This window comes from Falsiroseomonas sp. HW251, from assembly GCF_050563545.1.
Classification (GTDB): Bacteria; Pseudomonadota; Alphaproteobacteria; order Acetobacterales; family Acetobacteraceae; genus Falsiroseomonas.
This window is the reverse complement of the sequence record NZ_JBNXUM010000005.1, coordinates 28,672-47,561: the sequence shown is the minus strand read 5'-3', so window position 1 is coordinate 47,561 and position 18,890 is coordinate 28,672. Positions and strand designations below refer to the sequence as shown.

General features: G+C 70.0%; 20 protein-coding genes. 8 read left to right on the top strand and 12 right to left on the bottom strand.

Annotation, left to right across the window (positions count from 1 at the left end):
- The first annotated feature begins 152 nt into the window (after positions 1 to 152).
- On the top strand, positions 153 to 1,886 hold the full coding sequence (locus ACLF3M_RS07190; RefSeq protein ID WP_430656197.1) for a M28 family peptidase: 1,734 nt from the start codon (positions 153 to 155) through the stop codon (positions 1,884 to 1,886).
- Between the two features lie 35 nt (positions 1,887 to 1,921).
- Here the strand turns inward: ACLF3M_RS07190 and ACLF3M_RS07185 are convergent, their stop codons facing one another.
- Positions 1,922 to 2,128, bottom strand: coding sequence for a hypothetical protein (locus ACLF3M_RS07185; protein WP_430656196.1), 207 nt, complete (start codon positions 2,126 to 2,128; stop codon positions 1,922 to 1,924).
- Positions 2,129 to 2,279: 151 nt separating this feature from the next.
- On the opposite strand from ACLF3M_RS07185, the gene ACLF3M_RS07180 reads away from it, so the two are divergent.
- Positions 2,280 to 3,185: a hypothetical protein gene (locus ACLF3M_RS07180; protein WP_430656195.1), complete on the top strand. Its 906-nt coding sequence runs from the start codon at positions 2,280 to 2,282 to the stop codon at positions 3,183 to 3,185.
- 1 nt (position 3,186) lies between these two features.
- On the opposite strand, the gene ACLF3M_RS07175 is transcribed toward ACLF3M_RS07180, so the two are convergent.
- The 7 genes from ACLF3M_RS07175 to ACLF3M_RS07145 are packed head-to-tail and all read right to left on the bottom strand — an operon-like array spanning position 3,187 to position 9,294.
- Positions 3,187 to 4,050: an MBL fold metallo-hydrolase gene (locus tag ACLF3M_RS07175; protein ID WP_430656194.1), complete on the bottom strand. Its 864-nt coding sequence runs from the start codon at positions 4,048 to 4,050 to the stop codon at positions 3,187 to 3,189.
- Positions 4,047 to 4,778, bottom strand: a complete 732-nt coding sequence (locus ACLF3M_RS07170; protein ID WP_430656193.1) for an SDR family NAD(P)-dependent oxidoreductase — start codon at positions 4,776 to 4,778, stop codon at positions 4,047 to 4,049. Before ACLF3M_RS07170 ends, ACLF3M_RS07175 begins: the two co-directional genes overlap by 4 nt.
- Complete coding sequence (locus tag ACLF3M_RS07165; protein ID WP_430656192.1) at positions 4,775 to 5,959, bottom strand: ABC transporter substrate-binding protein; 1,185 nt, start codon at positions 5,957 to 5,959, stop codon at positions 4,775 to 4,777. Before ACLF3M_RS07165 ends, ACLF3M_RS07170 begins: the two co-directional genes overlap by 4 nt.
- A 25-nt stretch (positions 5,960 to 5,984) precedes the next feature.
- The gene (locus tag ACLF3M_RS07160) at positions 5,985 to 6,692 is read right to left on the bottom strand and encodes an ABC transporter ATP-binding protein (RefSeq protein WP_430656191.1); all 708 of its coding nucleotides are present in this window, start codon (positions 6,690 to 6,692) and stop codon (positions 5,985 to 5,987) included.
- Positions 6,682 to 7,452, bottom strand: coding sequence for an ABC transporter ATP-binding protein (locus ACLF3M_RS07155; protein WP_430656190.1), 771 nt, complete (start codon positions 7,450 to 7,452; stop codon positions 6,682 to 6,684). Before ACLF3M_RS07155 ends, ACLF3M_RS07160 begins: the two co-directional genes overlap by 11 nt.
- Entirely contained in the window at positions 7,445 to 8,281 is an 837-nt protein-coding gene (locus ACLF3M_RS07150) for a branched-chain amino acid ABC transporter permease (RefSeq protein WP_430656189.1), read from the bottom strand. The genes ACLF3M_RS07155 and ACLF3M_RS07150 overlap by 8 nt, the downstream gene beginning before the upstream one ends.
- The gene (locus tag ACLF3M_RS07145) at positions 8,281 to 9,294 is read right to left on the bottom strand and encodes a branched-chain amino acid ABC transporter permease (RefSeq protein WP_430656188.1); all 1,014 of its coding nucleotides are present in this window, start codon (positions 9,292 to 9,294) and stop codon (positions 8,281 to 8,283) included. Before ACLF3M_RS07145 ends, ACLF3M_RS07150 begins: the two co-directional genes overlap by 1 nt.
- A 269-nt stretch (positions 9,295 to 9,563) precedes the next feature.
- On the opposite strand from ACLF3M_RS07145, the gene ACLF3M_RS07140 reads away from it, so the two are divergent.
- Positions 9,564 to 10,466, top strand: coding sequence for a PfkB family carbohydrate kinase (locus ACLF3M_RS07140; RefSeq protein ID WP_430656187.1), 903 nt, complete (start codon positions 9,564 to 9,566; stop codon positions 10,464 to 10,466).
- Between the two features lie 81 nt (positions 10,467 to 10,547).
- On the opposite strand, the gene ACLF3M_RS07135 is transcribed toward ACLF3M_RS07140, so the two are convergent.
- Together ACLF3M_RS07135 and ACLF3M_RS07130 are read right to left on the bottom strand one after the other, a co-directional pair.
- Positions 10,548 to 11,321 (bottom strand): HpcH/HpaI aldolase family protein, encoded by a 774-nt coding sequence (locus ACLF3M_RS07135; RefSeq protein WP_430656186.1) that lies wholly within the window; start codon positions 11,319 to 11,321, stop codon positions 10,548 to 10,550.
- Between the two features lie 123 nt (positions 11,322 to 11,444).
- Positions 11,445 to 12,365, bottom strand: a complete 921-nt coding sequence (locus ACLF3M_RS07130) for a DUF6282 family protein (protein ID WP_430656185.1) — start codon at positions 12,363 to 12,365, stop codon at positions 11,445 to 11,447.
- A gap of 142 nt (positions 12,366 to 12,507) precedes the next feature.
- On the opposite strand from ACLF3M_RS07130, the gene ACLF3M_RS07125 reads away from it, so the two are divergent.
- A complete protein-coding gene (locus ACLF3M_RS07125) occupies positions 12,508 to 13,317 on the top strand; it encodes an IclR family transcriptional regulator (protein ID WP_430656184.1) in 810 nt (269 codons plus the stop codon).
- 66 nt (positions 13,318 to 13,383) lie between these two features.
- The gene (locus tag ACLF3M_RS07120; protein ID WP_430656183.1) at positions 13,384 to 14,289 is read left to right on the top strand and encodes a hypothetical protein; all 906 of its coding nucleotides are present in this window, start codon (positions 13,384 to 13,386) and stop codon (positions 14,287 to 14,289) included.
- Positions 14,290 to 14,376: 87 nt separating this feature from the next.
- Here the strand turns inward: ACLF3M_RS07120 and ACLF3M_RS07115 are convergent, their stop codons facing one another.
- Positions 14,377 to 15,459 (bottom strand): NAD(P)H-quinone oxidoreductase, encoded by a 1,083-nt coding sequence (locus ACLF3M_RS07115; protein WP_430656454.1) that lies wholly within the window; start codon positions 15,457 to 15,459, stop codon positions 14,377 to 14,379.
- Positions 15,460 to 15,599: 140 nt separating this feature from the next.
- Here ACLF3M_RS07115 and ACLF3M_RS07110 point away from each other — a divergent pair, with 140 nt between their 5' ends.
- The 3 genes from ACLF3M_RS07110 (at position 15,600) to ACLF3M_RS07100 (ending at position 18,017) form a co-directional block, all read left to right on the top strand.
- Positions 15,600 to 16,415, top strand: coding sequence for an amidohydrolase family protein (locus tag ACLF3M_RS07110; protein ID WP_430656182.1), 816 nt, complete (start codon positions 15,600 to 15,602; stop codon positions 16,413 to 16,415).
- Positions 16,416 to 16,437: 22 nt separating this feature from the next.
- Positions 16,438 to 17,418 carry a Bug family tripartite tricarboxylate transporter substrate binding protein gene (locus ACLF3M_RS07105; RefSeq protein WP_430656181.1) on the top strand — a complete coding sequence of 327 codons (981 nt, stop codon included), beginning with the start codon at positions 16,438 to 16,440 and terminating at the stop codon, positions 17,416 to 17,418.
- A 161-nt stretch (positions 17,419 to 17,579) separates the two neighbouring features.
- The gene (locus ACLF3M_RS07100) at positions 17,580 to 18,017 is read left to right on the top strand and encodes a YybH family protein (RefSeq protein ID WP_430656180.1); all 438 of its coding nucleotides are present in this window, start codon (positions 17,580 to 17,582) and stop codon (positions 18,015 to 18,017) included.
- Here the strand turns inward: ACLF3M_RS07100 and ACLF3M_RS07095 are convergent.
- A complete protein-coding gene (locus ACLF3M_RS07095) occupies positions 18,009 to 18,785 on the bottom strand; it encodes an SDR family NAD(P)-dependent oxidoreductase (RefSeq protein WP_430656179.1) in 777 nt (258 codons plus the stop codon). The genes ACLF3M_RS07100 and ACLF3M_RS07095 overlap by 9 nt on opposite strands.
- Between the last annotated feature and the right edge of the window lie 105 nt (positions 18,786 to 18,890).

The following is an 18,890-nucleotide window of genomic DNA, read 5'->3' as shown; positions in this document are numbered from 1 at the left end:
CTCTTTGCGGGGCGGGCCGAGCCATGCCAGCATTCCTGCGTCACGGGGCCGGGATCGGGCCTTCGCGGCGTCGGTGCTGGCCGCCGGCATCGCCCGATGAACGCATGTGCTCCGCACCGCCGGCGTGCGGACGGATCGAGGAAGCGAGCACCATGACCGACGCCTTGCCCGAAGCGCTGATGGATTCAGTCAGCGGCGCCGAGATGATGGCGAACCTGCGCGAGATCGCGCGCTGGGTGAAGCTGTCCGGCACGCCGGAGGAGCGCGAGGCGCTGGGCTTCGTCGAGAAGCGCATGAAGGACTACGGCTACCGCACGCAGGTGCTGCTGCACGACGCCTTCATCTCGCTGCCGGGCAAGGCGAGCGTGCTGGTGGATGGGAGGGAGCTCAAGGCGATCACGCACTCTTTCTCCCTCCCCTCGCCTGCCGGCGGGCTGTCCGGCGTGCCGGTCCCGATGGGCCACGGAACGGAGGCCGATTTCGCCGGCAAGGACGTCGCCGGCCGCATCCTGCTGCTGGAGGGCATGGCGACGCCGGCCGTGGCGCAGCGTTCCAGCCAGGCGGGCGCGGCGGGCCAGCTTCACATCAGCCATCACGAGCACATCCACGAGATGTGCATCTCGCCGGTGTGGGGCAACCCGGGCCTGAGCACGAGGGACGGCTTGCCGAGCACCGTGGTGTGCAGCGTGTCCGCCGCCGATGGCGGCGCGATCCGGGACGCGCTGGCGGCCGGGAAATCGCCGCTGGTGACGCTGAACGCCGAGGTGGACACGGGCTGGCGCAAGACGCCGATCCTGCAATGCGACCTGGACGGGCCCGATCCCGACGGGGCCTTCGTGCTGATGTCGGGGCACCACGACACCTGGTATTTCGGCGTGATGGACAACGGCTCCGCCAATGCGGGGATGATGGAGGTCGCGCGGCTGGTCGCTCAGCGGAAATCCTCGCTGCGACGCGGCTTGCGCGTCTGCTTCTGGTCCGGGCATTCGCATGGGCGCTATTCCGGATCGGCCTGGTATGCCGACGGCCATTGGGACGAGCTCGATCGCCGCTGCGTCGCCCATGTGAACGTGGACAGCCTGGGCGGGGCCGGCGCGACGGTGCTGGAGAACACGGCGTCCATGTCGGAGCTGTGGCACCTCGCGGCGGAAGCCGTGCAGTCCCACACCAACCAGACCTACAGGGGCAAGCGCAAGGCGCGGAATTCGGACGAGAGCTTCGTCGGGATCGGCGTGCCGTCCATGCTCGGCTCGATCAGCGAGCAGCCCGGCAAGCCCGCGCAGGCCCGCAACGCGCTGGGGTGGTGGTGGCACACGCCGCACGACCTCCTCGACAAGGTGGACGAGGCGAATCTGGTCCGCGACACGCGCGTGCTGCTGCAGGTGAACTGGCGCCTGCTGACGGCGCGCATCCTGCCGCTGGACCATGCACGGACGGCGGATGCGCTGCTGCAGGAGATTGCGGCCGTCGCTGGCAGGCTGGAAGGCCGCTTCGACGTCTCGGGGCTGGTCGCGGCGGCGACCGCGCTGAAGACGGCGGCGGAAGCGGTCGCGGCCCATGCCGGCGCTGTCTCGGACACTGCGGCAGCGGCCGCGAACGCCGCGCTGATGCGGGCGTCGCGCGCGCTGGTGCCGGCGGACTACACGGATGGCGACCGCTTCCTGCACCCGCACGCCCTGCCCATGCCGGACTGGGCGACGCTGCAGCCGATCCGCGACCTCGCGGCCACGGAGGCAGGATCGGATGAGGAGAGGTACGCCGCCGTGGATGCGCTGCGCGCGCGCAACCGCGTGGCCTTCGCGCTGCGCGAGGCGAATCTCGCCGTCGCCGCGGCGAAGGCCGCGCTGTCCCGCCCATCCACGCCCGGGAGTGGCGGCCAGCAATGACGGCGCGATGTCCCGGAACCGCTGACCGGTCGCGCTCAGTCCGTGTTCTGCGAGGAATAGGCGCCGGCGGGCAGAGGGCCGCCCTGCACGGCTTCCACCGAGCGTGCCTCGGACTCGAGCGTGACGGCGAGGTCGAGCAGATGCTGCCTGTCCTGGCTCGAGCCCACGCCCGCCGCCAGCGTCCGGCAGCGCCGGGCGAAGGCGCGAAGCTCATCCGGCGTCCGGCCGGGATCCTCAAGCATGGCGGCCTCTGGGCGGGTGCAGCCTTTAGCCAAGCTTAACGCTGGCCGTAACGGCGTCGCAACAGGGTGTTCGCGGAGCCGGCCGGGCCGGATTGCCGGGGCGCCGCGCCGCGGGCATCGTCTCGCGTGACCTGGCCCGAAGGGTTGCGCCATGCATTACGATTACGTCCCGATGCCGCACCGCAAGCCGCTGCGCTGGCCGAACGGCGCGCGCATTGCGATGCTGCTGACTACCAACTTCGAGTACTGGGACCGTACCAAGGACACCGACAAGCCCTTCTATCCCGGCGGTCCGTCCATCATCACCGACATGCTGCCGGGCAATGTCTATGACAACCCGAACTGGACCTGGCGCGAATACGGCCAACGCGTCGGCGTCTGGCGCATGTTCGAGACGTTCGAGGGTGCCGGCGTGCCGACGAGCTGCACGATGAACGCCAAGATGGGGCTGGAGCGCCACGCCGTCGTGAAGCACGCGCTCGATCGCGGCTGGGAGATCGTCGCGCACAACTACGTCCAGACCGACCTGCTGACGAACTACCAGTTCGACATCGAGGGCGAGCGACAGGTTATCCGGGAGACGCTGAAGGTCTACCGGGAGGTCGTCGGCAAGCCCGCCAGGGGCTGGCTTTCCTGTTCGCTGCGATCCACCCCGAACACGCCTGACATCCTGGCGGAGGAAGGGCTGATCTTCTTCACCGACCTGCTGAACGACGACCAGCCCTACCTCATGCACTGCGAGGGTGGACGGAAGATGGTCTCGATCCCCTACACCTCGGAGGTCAACGACTTCACGGTGTTCCTGCGCCAAGGGAAGGACGTGAACGGCGCCTTCGCCGTCTTCAAGGAACAGTTCGACGAGCTCTACCGCGAAGGGGCGACGAGCGGCCGCCTGATGAACATCGGGCTGCATCCGCATGTCATCGGCCAGCCCTTCCGCATCCGCGCGCTGCGCGACTTCGTGGACTACGCCAGGACCTTCCCCGACGTCTGGTGGACGACGCGGGAGGAGATCGCGGCGTGGTACCTGCAGCACCACGCCGAGCATATCGGCTGAGCTAGGCGTCCCGCAGCGTGTAGGCCTCGCCGTCCCGCGCGACCTGCCAGAGCCGCCGGCCGCGCGCGTGGTGCGGCACGAGCGTCGTGCCTTCCGACGCCGCCTCCTCCAGCAGCGCCAGGCGCGTCGCCACGGCGGCCTGCGGGTCGGAGCAGAAGCGCGAGGTCAGCGCCGGCACCAGCAGCTGCGCGGGGTGATGCACGGCATCGGCGGCGATCAGCGCGGGCCGGCGCGCGCCCTCCAGCACGATGCCCACCTGCCCCGGCGTATGGCCGGGCAGATGACGGAACCGCAGGCCGGGGAGCGGGACGTGGTCCAGCGGAACGCGGTCGAGCAGCCCGGCCTCGGCAATCGGCAGAACGCTGTCGTCGAAGCTGCCGTGGTTGGCGGGGGCGACGGCGTTCTTCGCCTCCCAGTACGCATACTCCACATCCGTCACGACGTGCCGCGCGTTGCGGAAGGTGGGGACCCAGCGGTCATCCAGCCAGCGCGTCGCCCAGCCCACGTGGTCGGCGTGAAGGTGGGTGAACAGCATCATGTCGACCTCGTCCGGCGCCACGCCCAGCCGATCGAGGAAATCGGTCCGGCGATGGTGCCAGGATGCGCGCGCGGGCCGGTCCTTGCCGTTGCCGACGCCGCCATCCACGACGACCACATGACCGCCGAACTCGATCACGAAGACCTGCACGCGCAGGATGACCAGGTCCTGCACGACGTTCACGCCGAGCGGATCGAGCTGCGCCGCGCGTTCAAGGAGCGACACGTCGGTGCCGGGGAACAGCAGGTCGCGCGGCAGCTCGAACGGGTCCTCGTCCGCCACGCCGCGCAGCGTCATGCCGCCGAGATCCACCGCCCAGTCGCTCATGGCATGTAGGCCCCGCCATTCACCCAGAGAACCTGGCCCGTCATGTAGGCGCTGTCGGGGCCGAGCAGGAACAGCGTCGGCCCGACCACGTCCTCCGCCACCGCGATGCGCTTCAGCGGGATCATCGCGGCATAGGCGTCCAGGTCGAGCCTGGGCGCCTCGGCCTCGGCGGAGCGGCCGGTGCCGCCGCGCAGGAAGGCGGTGTCCACCGCGCCGGGGCCGACCGCGTTGACGCGGATCGCAGGCGCCGCCTCCAGTGCCAGCGTCTTGGTCATGGAGACCATCGCCGCCTTGCACGCGGCGTAGGGTCCGTAGCCGGGCCTGGTGTACGCCGCGAGGCCCGAGACCATCAGCACCATGGCGGGGCTTTCGCCGTTCGCGAGCAGCGGCAGCGCGGCGCGGCCGGAGAGGTAGGCGGTGCGGAGATTGCCGGCGATCACCTCGTCCCAGACCGCGGGTTCGACCTCGCCGAGCTTCTGCATGGGCGAAGCGAAGCCCGCCAGGTTCACGAAGCCATCGAGCGCATCGCCGAGCTGCGCGAACGCCGCGGCGACCGAGGCCTCGTCCTTGCCGTCGAGCGGAATGGCGCGCAGGCCGGCCGGGACGGGATGGCGCGCGAGGGAGGCCGGCAGGTCGAGCACGGTGACCTGCCAGCCTTCCGCCGCCGCGCGCGCGACCAGCGAACGGCCGATGCCCCCTGCCCCACCGAGGACGGCAAGGCGCCTCATGAGCAGGCATCGGCCGGGAACTGGTCGAAGAGCGACCATTCCTGGTTCCGGATCTCGACGATGAAGCCCGGCAGTTCGGCGTCGCGCGCGGCGTCGAAGCAGGTGTTCTCGCCGGTGACGCCGGTGAAGCGGATGCCCTGCAGCGCGTCGCGGATCGCGGTACGCTCGGCCGCCAGGCGCGCGGGATCGCCGGTAATGCCGGCACGCTCCATCGCCTGCTTCAGCAGGAAGGCGGTGTCGTAGGCCTGCGCATCGGAATGGTGCGGGATCTTCTTCTGCGGCAGGCCGCGGCGCACATTCTCCTCCCGGTACTTCACGGTGAAGGCGCGCGTGGCGTCGTTGCGGTCCCACCAGAAGCCCGCGACGATCAGCATGCCGTCGCCCTCCGGGCCGAAGAGCTCGACCGAGTTCGGGTCGGCGAAGATCTGGCTGCCGATGACGCGGCCGCGGAAGCCCTGTCGGCGCAGCTCGCGCAGCACCTTGCCCGCACCGTCCGGCGTCGCGGCGAGCGCGACGACCTGCGGCTGGCGCTGCAGGATCTGGGTGACCTGGGGGGCGATGTCGAAGGAGCGGTACTGGAAGGAGACGGGCTCGCCGAAGGCGATGCCGCGTTCGCGCAGCAGCGGTGGGTAGAACTGCGTTGCGGTGATGGCGGAGACGCGCTCGTCGGAGATGAAGATGATCTCGGCGCGAGCGGCCGGGATGTTCTTGCGCTGCAGGGATGTCAGCAGCCGGCCGAACTGCTTCCCTTCGTCTTCCGTCATTCGCCAGGCGTAGGTGTTGCTGCCGGTCAGGCCCGGGGCGGAGGACGAGGTCGAGACCTGCACGATGCCGAGCCGCTCGCCGACGGGGAAGGCGACCGCGGCCTCGCCGGAGGAGAAGGGCCCGATGACGGCAAGCGCGTTGTCGTCGCGCGCGAATTTCTGCACGGCCGTCGCGGCCTGGCGCGGATCGGAGCCCGTGTCGAACTTGATCAGGCGGACCTGGCGGCCGGCGATGCCGCCACCCGCATTGATCTCGCCGATGGCGATGTCCACCGCCGTCTCCGTCGCCTCGCCCGGCGACTTGAGAGGACCGGACTTCACCATGCTGAGGCCGAGCACGACTTCTCGCGGCTGGGCATGCAAAGCAGGGGCGGCGACGATGCCGGCCGCGGCGGCGAAAAGTGTCCTGCGCTTCATCGGATGTCTCCCTGTGTGTCTCGGTTCAGTGGGCGCCGAGATAGGCGGCGGCCAATGCGTCGTTGTCGGCGAGTGCGTCGGCGGGGCCGTCGAGCACCACGCGGCCGAGTTCCATGACATAGCCGCGGGACGCCGCACGCAGCGCCATGCCGGTGTTCTGCTCCACCAGGAGGATCGCGAGGCCGTCCCGGTTCAGCGCACCGATCAGGTCGAAGAGACGCGCGACCAGCAGCGGCGAAAGCCCCAGCGAGGGCTCGTCCAGCATCATGAGCCTGGGCCTGGCCAGCAGCGCGCGGGAGATCGCGAGCATCTGCTGCTCGCCGCCGGACAGGACGGAGGCCGGCATGTCGCGCCGCCCTGCGAGGTTGGGAAAGCGGTCGTAGATCGCCGCGAAGTCGCGCCCGACATCAGCGTCGGTGCGGCAATACGCGCCCATCTGCAGGTTCTCATGCACGGTCAGGCTGACCAGGATCTGCCTTCCCTCCGGCACCAGCACCAGGCCGCGACGGACGCGGTCGGGCGCGGCGGCATGGGTGACCTCCTCCTTCCCGAAGCGGATGCGTCCGGCGGCGGGGCGCACGACGCCCGCCAGCGCGCGCAGCAGGGACGACTTGCCGGCACCGTTGGCGCCGAGGACGGTGACGACCTCGCCCTCATTCAGGCTCAGCGAAACGCCGCGCACGGCATGGGTGCGGCCGTAGCGGACGTGCAGCTCCTCGACGTCAAGCAGCATCGCTCACCTCCGCGCCGAGATAGGCCTCCCGCACCGCGGCTTCGGCGCGGGCGCCGGCCAGCGTGCCCTCGAAGATCCTGCGGCCGAAGTTCAGCACGACGACGCGGTCGCAGACCTCGTTGACGAAGCCCATGTCGTGCTCGACGACGAGCAGCGTGGTGCCGGAATCCGCGATGCCGCGCAGGAAGCGCGCGAGTTCGACGGTCTCGGCCGGGTTCAGGCCGGCGGCGGGCTCGTCCAGCATCAGGACCTTGGGACGGGCGGCCAGGGCGCGCACGACCTCGATTTTCTTGCGGATGCCGTAGGGAAGGTTCGCCACGACCGCGCCGGGATGGATGTCGAGGCCGGCCTCAGCGAGCAGCGCCTCCGCCTCTCTCCGCCAGCGCCCGCGCGGCATCCAGCCGATCGGCGTCAGCAGCGCGCCGAGGCTGGAGGCGCGCGCGTGCTGGCCGAGCATCACGTTCTCCACCGCCGAGAGATGCGGCATGAGGCGGATGTTCTGGAAGGACCGCGCCAGCCCGGCGCGCACGCGCGCGCCGGGCGACAGATGCTGGATGGGCCGGCCGTCGAGCCGGATCTCGCCGGCGTCGATGGGATAGACGCCGGAGATGAGGTTGAAGACCGTGGTCTTGCCCGCGCCGTTCGGCCCGATCAGGCCGAGCCGCCCACCCCGCGGCAGGTCGAAGCCGACATCCTCCACCACCGTCAGCCCGCCGAAGGACTTCGAGACGCCCGACAGGCTCAGCAGCGGGTCAGCCATCGGCGCGGCGGCCGGACAGACGCGCCAGCGCCGTGCGCGTCACGATGCCCTCGGGGCGCAGGATCATCATGGCGACGATGATCGCGCCGAAGGCGACATAGCGCCAGGATCCGCCGACGCGCAGCAGTTCCGGCACGATGGTGAAGAACGAGGCGCCGACCAGCGGCCCCCAGGCGGTCTGCGTGCCGCCGATCAGCACGAAGAGCAGCACGTAGATCGAGAGAAGCGGGTTGAAGTACTGCGCCTCCACGAAGGAGAAGTGATGGGCGTAGAGCCCGCCGGCGAGGCCGGCCAGCCCGGCGCCGATCGCGAAGCTCGCGACCTGCATCGCGCGCGCGGGCACGCCCATGATGGTGGAGACGAGCTCGTCGTCATGCAGCGCGCGCAGCGCCAGGCCGAAGCGGGACGCCATGAGCCAGAAGACCAGCAGCGTCGCGCCGGCCGCGGCGCCCAGCAGGGCGTCGAGGCCGACATAGTCCGGCACCACCAGCCCCATCGCGCCGCCAAGGGCCGGCTGGGTGAGGATGACGCCGGTCACGACCTGGGCGAAGGCGAAGGTCGCCAGCACCATGTAGACGCCCCGTGTCCGCAGCACCGGGAAGGCGATGGCGATGCCGACGCAGCCCGTGATGGCCACGGCCGCGGGAATAGTCTCCGCCGGCGTCCAGCCCAGCGCCTCGCCCAGCATCGCCGCGGCATAGGCGCCGATCGCCATGAAGCCCGCGCCGCCGAGATTGAGTTGCCCGGCCGCGGCGGGGATGAAGATCCCGTAGGCGAAGATCACGTTGATCGCGAGGATCGCCAGGATGCCGGACCAGTAACCCGACATCAGAGCTTCCCCTTCCCGATCCGCGATCCCCCGAACAGCCCCTGAGGCCGGAGGATCAGGGTGGCCAGCAGGACCGACCATACCACCAGCTGCGCGGCGTCGCCGCCGAAGAAGTGGATGCCCAGGGTCTCGAGCACGCCGACCAGCAGCCCGCCTGCGATCGCGCCCCAGATGGAGCCGACGCCGCCGAACACCATGGCCGCGATCGCCTTTGTCCCGACGTCGTCGCCCATGAAGGGCGACACGTCGCTGTAGTTCACCACGAACAGCGCGCCCGCGACCCCGCAGAGCAGCCCGCTGAGGACGAAGACGACCGGCACGATCCGCGCGACATCCACGCCGAGCAGCGTCGCGGTGTCCGGATTCTCCGCGATGCTCCGCAGCGCGCGGCCCACCTTCGTCGCCTTGAGCAGCCAGGACAGCCAGAACACCACCGCGAGCGAGACCGCAAGCGACAGCAGCTGCGGCAGCCCCACCACCAGCGGGCCGGCCTGCCAGTCCAGGCGAAAGCGCACGGGGAAGCTCTGCGCCTCCGATCCCAGGAAGATCAGGACGAGATGCTCAAAGATCAGCAGGAAGCCGAGCGACGAGACGAGCGGAATCGCATGCTCCGTCGCGTCGCCGTGGCGCGTGCGGAAGTAGCGGAAGGTGAAGCGCTCCACGATCAGCGAGGCGAGGATCGCGACCACGATCCCGCCGGCCAGCGCCGGGGCCCAGTGCAGGCCGGGCGACAGGCCGAAGGGCAGGCCCCAGCGCGCCAGGCTCCAGGCGACCATGCCGGTCAGCATGAAGAGCGTCGGGATCGTGAAGTTCAGGAAGTTCAGCACGCCGATCGTCAGCGTGAAGGCGACGGCCACAGCGACATAGACCCCGCCGAGCGTCAGGCCGGAGACGATCTGCTGCGCGAGCGTCGCGCCGCCCGGCGCCGACGCCAGGGCGGCGATCACGGCCGTTGCGGCGAGCGCGACCGCCGCGCTAGCGCCCAGGGGATGGCGCAGGACGGCGGCGGTCATCGGCACGGGGTGTCCAGAGGCCGTGGCGTCATCGGTTTCTCCGGCGGTCGACCCGACGCAGCATAGCGATAAGCCCCCGGGCGACAACGCGTCTCGCTGGGCCGCGTGGCCGACCTGCCGCCAGGAATGCCTGCACAACGGGCGGCGTCGTCCGATGAGTGTCGCGACGCCGCGCAATCCCGGCAGGGGAGACCCGGCCGTGTGGGCATTGATGCCGCCCAGCGGCCATCCGATGATCGGGCTTCGACGCGCATCGGGGTATCGCAGGGATGGATCGCAGAAAGGTCGTGTGCTCCGGCATCGCGGTGCTCGATCGCAACTACGACCTGGCCGCCCTGCCCTTCCGCCCCGGCAAGGTGATCGCACGCGGCTACCGCGAGGTCGGCGGCGGCATGGCAGCGACGGCGGCCGTCGCCATCTCGCGGCTGGGTGGCGAGGTCGTCTGGTGCGGCCGCCTCGGGCGCGATGCCGTGGGCGAGACGCTGCTGGCGATGCTGCGCCGGCACGGCGTTGACACGCGCGGCGCGACGGTGACGGAGGGCGCGCGATCCCCGACCTCCGGCATTCTGGTGGACGCGGAGGGCGAGCGTATCCTCGCGGTCTTCTCCGGCGAGAGGCTGCCGGAGGACGCGCCGCTGGATCCCGCCTGGCTGAACGGGGCCGGCGCGGTGCTGGGCGATCCCCGCTGGATCACCGGGGCGGAGCGCCTGTTCGCCGCCGCCGCCGCGCGCGGCATCCCGCGCGTGCTGGATGCCGAGATCAGCCCCGAAGGCGTGCTGGCGCGCCTCGTGCCGCAGGCCGATCACGTCGTCTTCTCGGAGCATGGCCTGGCGAGCTTTGCCGGGACGGCGGAGCCGGAGGCCGGGCTGGCGCGCGTCGCGCCGGGCCTGGGGGCGGTGGCCGCCGTGACGCTCGGGGCGCGCGGCAGCTTGTGGTGGCTGGGCGGGCGCATCGTCGCCGTCCCGGCGCCAGGCATCGCGGCGCGCGACACCACGGGTTGCGGCGACGTCTTCCATGGCGCCTTCGCGCTGCGGCTTGCGGAAGGCGCGGATGTGCTGGACGCCGCGCGTTTCGCGACCGCGACGGCTGCGCTGAAGGCGATGAACGGCGAAGGCTGGGACGGCATGCCCGACCGCGCGGCGGTCGCGGCGATGCTGGCCCGGATGCCGTAGGCGACGCGGACCCGGTCTGGCCGGACCTCCGGCGCCCCGCGGGATCAGGCTTCCAGTCGGCGGCGCCTCGCGCCGTCCGCGTCAGGAAGCCTTGCCCGGATCTTGCGCCAGCTCCTTCTGCAGCGCCTGCATGGCATTGACCAGCATCGCCGTGGTGTTGAAGCAGACCATGCCGATGCCCTCCGCCTTGAGCCGCCGGACATCCTCCGCCGAGCGCCCGACCGTTGCGCGCGCGATGCCGTGCCGCTTCGCCGCCGCGGCGACCTGCGCGACCGCCTGCTGGACGACGGGATGCTTCGTGTCGCCGGCGTGGCCAAGCGACGCCGAAAGATCGCCCGGACCGATGAAGACCGCGTCGATGCCGGGTACCGCGACGATGTCGTTCACGACGGGAAGGGCCTCCGCGTCCTCGATCATTACGATCACCACGGTGTGACGGTTGCGAGTGGCGTAGTATTCCTTCGCGTCGCCCGCCCCGTAGGCCGAGGAACGCGACAAGGCGACGCCGCGCCGGCCCTGGGGCGCGAAGAGCGCGCGGTCCACGACCTCGCGCGCGAGGTCGGCATTCATGACGTGCGGCACCATGATCCCGTCGGCGCCGGCGTCCAGCACGCGCTGGATGCTCGCATAGGACCCGTCGGGCACACGCACCAGCCCGGCCATGCCGTGCATGGCGGCGGCGCGGAGCATGTTCTCGATGGTCTCGATATCGGCGGGGCCGTGCTCGGTGTCGATGATGACGAAGTCGTAGCCGCAATACCCCGCCATCTCGACCACCGCCGGGGATGGCGTGCCGATGAAGAAGCCGAGCAGCCGGTCGCCGCGATGGAGCCTGGTCTTGAAGGTCTCGGTCATGGTCAGTTCTGCACCAGCCTGCGCGACGAAGCCGGCAGCAAAGCCAGCCCCGGCACAGCGCCGAGGGCACGACGCTTTATCATCGTTCTTCCTCCATACCCTCGCTGGCCTAACGCCGGCGTTCTAGTTCGGCGCGAGGTTCAGCAGGCCCAGCGCGTTCGTGCCGACGAGCCTGCGGATGTCCGCCTTCGGCACCTGCTGGTCCAGCAGGATGCGCACGATCTGGCGGAATCCCTCCACCGGCCGCGGCGATCCCACCAGGCCGAGGTCGGAGGAGAGCACCGTGCGGTCCACGCCCGCCACCTCGATGAGGTGCAGCAGTTGCTGCGGCGTGAACTTCTTCGACTTGCCTTCCACCCACATGCAGATGGAATGCTCGATATGGGCGCCGAGGGAGACCAGCTCCCGTATATCGTCGTCGGTGCAGCCGATCATGTAGGTCGGGTGATTGACCAGCATCTTCCTCACGCCCCGGCGCTTCGCCTCTGCGAAGACCTTGATCATCTCCGCCGCGTCGAGGTGCCCGCCGGCGAGGATGATGTCGCCCTCGGCGATCAGGTCGAGGACCTGCTTCGTGACGTCGGACACCTGCCCGTCCGCGTCGGTGGCGCGCAGCGGGATCGGGTCCAGCATCTTCTTCGCGGTCTTCGGGAAGTTCTTCCCTACGGTTTCGAGCTGGGCGATATGGTTCGCGGCGGACAGCGTCGGCATCCACACGATCTTCGCGCCGAGCTTGATTGCGTGATCCACCGCATGCGGGTTGATCCCGCCATTGGCGTTGTTCAGCGCGATGCCGGAGAACAGCTTCACGCCAAGTTCGGGGAAGAGCTTCTCGAGAATGATGGCGTGCGCGGTGCCGAGGTAGAAATGGTCCTTGTAGACCAGCGCGCTGAACCCGCCCGCGGCGCAATCCAGCAGCGCGTCGTGGTGGTCCAGGATCCTCGGCATGGCGGCAGGGCCGCTATGGCAGTGCAGGTCCACGGCGCCGACCAGCAGCTCGGCAACCTCGGCATCGCGGGTCGTGTCCCCGGCAGTGGTGTTCATGCGATGCGCCCTCCCCGAACCCGGCAGTCTGGAAGCCAACGGTTTGACCGCACGGCTCATGTTCCGATAGAAGGAACACGCTGCTGTAGGTCAGAACATCCGGTCAGGCCCGGCCGAAGTCAAGGCCGATGGGGAATCCGCCATGCCGCGTATCGAGGGACAGCCGACGGGCGATGGATTGCAGGCCGTCACGATGGCGTTCCGGATCCTGGAATTCCTTGCGGAGCAGCGCGGCGGCGTAGGCGTGACGCAACTCGCGCGCTCGCTCGGCACGACGAAGAGCCGCGTACACCGGCACCTCCGGACACTGGTGGAGACCGGCTACATCGTGCAGTCGCCGGAGACCGAGAAGTACCGCGTGGGGAGCCGTCTGGTGACGCTGGGCCGCGCGGTCGCGGAGAATTTCGACCTCGCCGCCATCGCCCGTGACGAGATGCGCGCGCTGCGCGACACGCTGGGCCAATCCGTCGTGATCAGCCGGGCGGACGGAGGCGGTGCGGTGGTGCTGGCAACGCTGCCGGGACGGGAAGCCATCGAAATCGGCGTGAAGCCGGGGTCGCTGATGGCACCTCATTGCACGGCGCAGGGCAAGCTGGGCCTGGCCCATGCCGAGCCCGCGGTGCGGGAACGCGTGCTGCTCTCGCGCCTCGACATGCGCACGCCCCACACCATCACCAGCCCGACCACGCTGCGCGAGGAGCTTGCCCTGATCGTCGAACGCGGTTGGGCCGTGGCGCCGGGGGAAAGCATGCTCGGCGTCAACGCACTGGCCGCGCCGATCTTCGAAGGCGGCGGGCACATGGTCGGCGCCATCGCCATCCTCGGCTCGATCCAGTTCGTGGAAGCGGAACCCTCGGCCGCGCAGATCGCGCATGTGAAGCAATCCGCCGCGCGGATTTCCGCGCAGCTCGGCTATGTCGCGCCCGCTCGCGTTGACAGCACGACCCGGTGACAACACACTCCGGTCACCTCGCGGGAACGCTGTCCCGCCATGCGATACACGCTAGGGAGACGTTCCATGGCCTATGACGCGTCCGATCCCCGCGCGGCGCTCGCCGCCGCCACGGCGCCGAAGGCGGTGAGCGGCCCCTTCTTCGGGGCGCATTACGCGAAGTTCTACGAGCAGCCCCCGCAGGAGGAAGCGAACGGGATGCGCAGCTGGTTCGCGCGCGGCCGCAACTTCATCATCGCCTACTCCGAGGTGCCGGCCGGCGCCGTGCTCGAGCGAAGGGGCCAGGTCGACGAATACGTGCTGCTGCAGCCCGATGCCGGCACCGCGGCCGAGGTCTCCGCCGGCGCCGAGACGAAGCAGGTCCCGGGCTACACCGTGACCTTCGTTCCACCTGGCGACAGCCGAATCACGATCAAGGCCGCGGGCCGCATCGTGCGGCTGTTCACCCCGCGGTCGGAGGATCTGGCGGCGAAGTGCAGCAACGCCGACGGCTTCAGGGAGCCCGATCCCCGCATCCCGCCGCTGCAGGACTGGCCGACGCCGCCCGACGGCTTCAAGGTTCGCAGCTACACGCTCGACGTCCCGCCCGAACCTGGCCGCTTCGGCAAGATCTGGCGTTGCACCACCTTCATGGTGAACTATCTCGAGCCCGCGCAGGGGCCGCGCGACGTCACCAAGATGTCGCCGCACCATCACGACGATTTCGAGCAATGCTCGCTGGTGCTGGACGGCGGCTACACCCATCACATCCGCTGGCCCTGGACGACCAACATGAACCACTGGATCGAGGACGAGCACGAGTATTGCGGCGCGCCGTCGGTCACGGTGATTCCGCCGCCCTCGATCCACACCTCGCGGGCCGAGAAGGCCGGCCAGATGGTGGACATCTTCTGCCCGCCTCGGATGGATTTCTCGATGAAGCCGGGCTGGGTGCTAAACGCCGCCGACTACCCCATGCCCAAGCAGGGATGATGCGCGGCATCGCCGCGGTCGAGGCGGTCGTTTACCGCCAGGCCGTGCACCAGCGCGGCGGGGCGCCGAAGCTCGCCAGCGGGTCGGTCAGGGAGCGGTCTGCGCGAGGTCGGAGACGGTCAGCACGAGCTTGCCGATCTGGGCATTCGCATCCAGCACGGAGTGCGCTGCCGCCGCATCCTCGAGCGCGTGGACGCCGCAGATATGCGTGCGGATACGCCCGTCCCCGAGCAACGGCCAGACCTGCTGCACCAGTTCTTTCGCGATGCGGCCCTTGTAGGCAGCGGGCCGTGCCCGCAGCGTGGAGCCCGTCAGGGTGAGGCCCCGGATGTAGATCTCGCGCGTGCTGATCGTCGCTGTCGGCGCGCGATGACTGGTGATCAGCACGAGCCGCCCATCGCGGGCAAGCAGGCCGAGTTCCAGCGGGACATAGTCGCCGCCCTGGCTGTCCAGGATCACGTCGACCCCGCGCTCGCCGGCCGCGGCCCGAACCTGGTCGGGCCAATCGGCCGCACGGTAGTTCACGACGTGCTGCGCGCCATGATCGCGGCAGACCGCGCTCTTCTCCCCGGAACTGCAGGTCGCGATCACCGTCGCGCCGCGCAGCGCGCGCGCCATCTGGATCGCGGCGAGCCCGACGCCAGAAGTCCCGCCCTGCACCAGCAGCGTCTCGCCTTCCGCAATGCGGCCGAGCCGGAAGACGTTGTTCCAGGCCGTGAAGAACGCCTCGGGCAGCGTCGCGGCCTGGGCGAAGGTGAAGCCGCGCGGGATCGGCATGCACTGCTGTGCCGGCGCCCTGCAGAACTCCGCATAGCCGCCGCCGGCCACGAGCGCGCAGACCGCATCGCCTGGGCGCGGCCAGGCGACGCCATCGCCCACGCTCTCGACCACGCCTGCGATGTCGAGGCCGGGAATGTCGGTCACGCCCGGCGGAGGCGGGTAGAGCCCCTTGCGCTGCTGCACGTCGGGCCGGTTCACGCCGGCGGCGGCGACACGGACCAGCACGTCGGCCGAGCCGATGGCAGGGATCGGGCGATCGGTCAGCGCCAGCACCTCCGGCCCGCCTTGGCCCCTGATCTCGATCGCGCGCATCACCGTGCCCTTGTTCTTTCGCGCCGGGCCAACATGCCGCGCAGGGCGGTTCCCGCCACGTCCGTCGTATTCCGCCATACGGAACACGCTCCGACAACGCTGGATACGCACGGCAGGGCTGCTACGCTGCGCAACACGGCGCGCGGTGACGCGCCGCGGAGGAAACGCATGCTGCCCCCCTGGAGATCGCTGGCCGACGCCGCCGGCGTGCCACGCGCATGACGGAGCCCCCTGCCGACTCTCCGCTGGTGGACACGCATTTCCATCTCTACACCCGAGACATGCCGATCCAAGCCTGGGCCTGGCACCACCCGCCCGAGGATGCGACGGCCGAGCAGTTCATCGCGACGATGGACACGCATGGCGTTGGCTTCGGCGTAGTCGCGGCGGCCAGCCTCTATGGCCAGTACAACGACTACGTCATCCGCTGCCTGCGGCGGAACCCGCGGCTGCGCGGCACGGCCTATCTCCGGCCGGACACCGACATGTACACGATGGAGCGGCTGAAGGCCGACGGTATCGTCGGCATCCGGCTGTTCTTCCGCCGCGTGCCCGATCCGCCCGACCTCGACGCCGCGGAATACAGGGTGCTGCTGCGCCGCGTCCGGGACCTGGATTGGCACGTCCACACGCTGGCCAGCGGCGACGCGCTCGCCGGCGTGATCGCCGCCATCGAAGGGGCCGGCGTGAAGCTGGTGATCGACCATTTCGGCAAGCCGGACGACGCGCTCGGCGTCAACTGCCCGGGCTTCAGGGCGCTGCTGGCGGCGGTGGAGCGCGGCCGGACCTGGGTCAAGATGTCGGGCGGCTTCCGCATGGCCACCCCCGACCACGCGCGTGCCTATGCCAGGGCGCTGCTCGAGGTCTCGGGCGGCGAGCGGCTGATGTGGGGCAGCGACTGGCCCTTCGCCGCCTTCGAAGACAAGGTCACCTATGCCCGCACCATCGCCGATTTCCATGACTGGGTGCCGGACGCCGCGCAGCGCCGGCTGATCGGCGGCGACACGCCGATGCGGCTCTATTTCGGCGCGTGACAACAAGATGAGGAGGAAGACGATGACCAGCATCGCCAGGCGGCAGTTCGGCGCGGTGGCGCTCGGCGCGGGACTTGCGGCGTCGGGCCGGGCGCAGGCGCAGGCCTGGCCGAGCCGGCCGGTTGCGGTGGTGGTGCCATGGCCGCCCGGTGGATCGACCGACATCCTCGCGCGCGGCGCGTCCAGGTACTACGGCGACCGCTTCGGCCAGTCCTTCGTGGTGGACAACCGGTCCGGCGCTAACGGGAACATCGGCGCAGCCGCGGTGGCGCGCGCGACGCCGGACGGCGCCACGCTGATGATCACCACCAACGGCCCCATCACCAACAACACGCTGCTCTACCGGTCGATGCCCTTCAATCCCGTGACGGACCTGACCCCGATCGCGCTGCTGGCGGAACTGCCGGCCGTGATGGTCGCGCGCAGCCAGATGCCCTACCGCACGGTGCAGGAACTGATCACCTATGCAAAGGCGAATCCGCGCAAGGTGAATTGCGGCACGCCGCCGCTCGGCTCCGTCGCGCATCTCGCGGTGGAGCTGCTGCAGCACCGGGCCGGCATCCAGCTGAACGTCGTGCCCTATCGCGGTTCCGCGCCGCTGACCAATGACCTGCTCGCGGGCTCGGTGGACATGGCGCTTGATCTCGTGACGACCTATCTGCCGCATATCCAGCAGGGCACCGTGCGGGCGCTGGGCGTGACCACCGCCGCGCCGATCCAGCAGCTGCCGGGCGTGCCGACGGTGCAGTCGCAGGGCGTGCCTGACTACCAGGCCACCGGCTTCATCTCGATCCTCGGCCCCGCCAACCTGCCGGTGGAGATTGTGGAGAAGCTGAACGCGGCGTCTAACGCCTGGCTGGCGCTGGACGAAACGAAGTCCATCCTGCCGCCGCTCGGCCTGACACCGCTGGGCGGGACGCCGGCGGACCTGACGCGCCGGATGGCGTCGGAGGTCGCGCTGTGGCGTCCCATCATCCAATCCGCCGGCATCGCGATCGAGTAGGGCGCTCCTCGTGTTCATCGGTCCCGGTCTCACGAACGGCGCCACTGGCGAGTCGCCCTGCATGCACCAGCGCAGCCGGAAGAAGACATCGCCTGTCGCGGGCTTCGCCGCGGACGTCAACCGACTCTCCACGGACCAACTCCAGACCAAGGACGATCCTGATGGCCGTTGACGAGCTGCGCATCCGGCAGGAGCTGGAAATCCTGAACATCGCGTTTTGGCGCGATGTGGATTCCAACTGGGGCCGCACCGCGCATGAGTTCTTCACTGAGGACGGCGTCTACACCACCAGCCACCGCCCGCGCGTCGGCCGCGATGCCATCCGTGCCTTCTACACCGAACGCGAATCCCGGGGCCCGCGCGTGGCGCGACACCTCATCAGCAACTTCCATGTAATCGTCCACGACGCGGCCCACGCGACCTGCGAATGGACGATGTGCCTCTACGCCGACGACGGCGAGCCGCCGCTGCTGTCGGAACCCGCGATCCTGATCGGCGCCGTCACCGACCAATGCGTGCGCGGCGCCGACGGCAGGTGGCGCTACGCCGCGCGCACGACCAAGGCGCTGTTCAAGGGCAGCAAGCCGACGTCAGGTTAGCCGCTTTCCGCCGTCCACCAGCAGGATGCTGCCGGTCGTCAGACGGAGATGCGTCACCGCCGAGACCACCGCCAGCGCGACGTCGTCGGGCTGCGTCACGGTCTTCAGCGGCGCGCTGCCGGCCTGGCGCAGCACGGCGTCGCGGCTGCGGCCCGGCACGAAATCCGTGTCCACGCCGGCCGGCGAGATGCCGATCACCCGCACCTCCGGCCCCAGCACGCGCGCCAGCGACATCGCCATGGTGTCGAGCGCGGCCTTGGACGCGCAATACGCGATGCTGCTGCCCAGCCCGTTCAGCGCGGCCAGGGAAGAGATGTTCACGATTACGCCGTCCCCCGATTTCCGCAGCAGCGGCGCGAAGGCGCGAATGGTGGAGAAAGGTCCGCGCACATTGGTGATCAGGATGCGGTCGAAGGTCTCGTCGTCCATCGCCTCGAGATCGGCATGCGGCACGCCGCGCGTCGTTCCCGCGGAGTTCACCAGCACGTCGCAGCGGCCGAGCTTCGCCTCGACCTCCGCCGCCGCGGCCCGGATCGCGGTGCTGTCGGTCATCGGAATGTGGATCGGCAGGTGCCCGCTGCCTGGCAGCTCCGACGCGAGCCTTTCCGCGCGGTCCCGGCCGGCATTGTAGCCGATGGCGACCGTCGCACCCTGCTCTGCCAGGCGCTGGGCGCTGGCCGCGCCGATCCCGCTGCTGCCGCCGGTGATCACCGCGACCTTCCCCGCCAGGGCATAGGGCCCGAGGTTGCCGTTCCTGACCTCGCTCATCGCACCACTCCCGATCGGCTGCCCGACGATGATGCGCTCGCGCGCCTGGTCCGCCAATGCCACGGCGCCCTGGACAGCACGAACCCGCCGGCGACAGGATGCCGT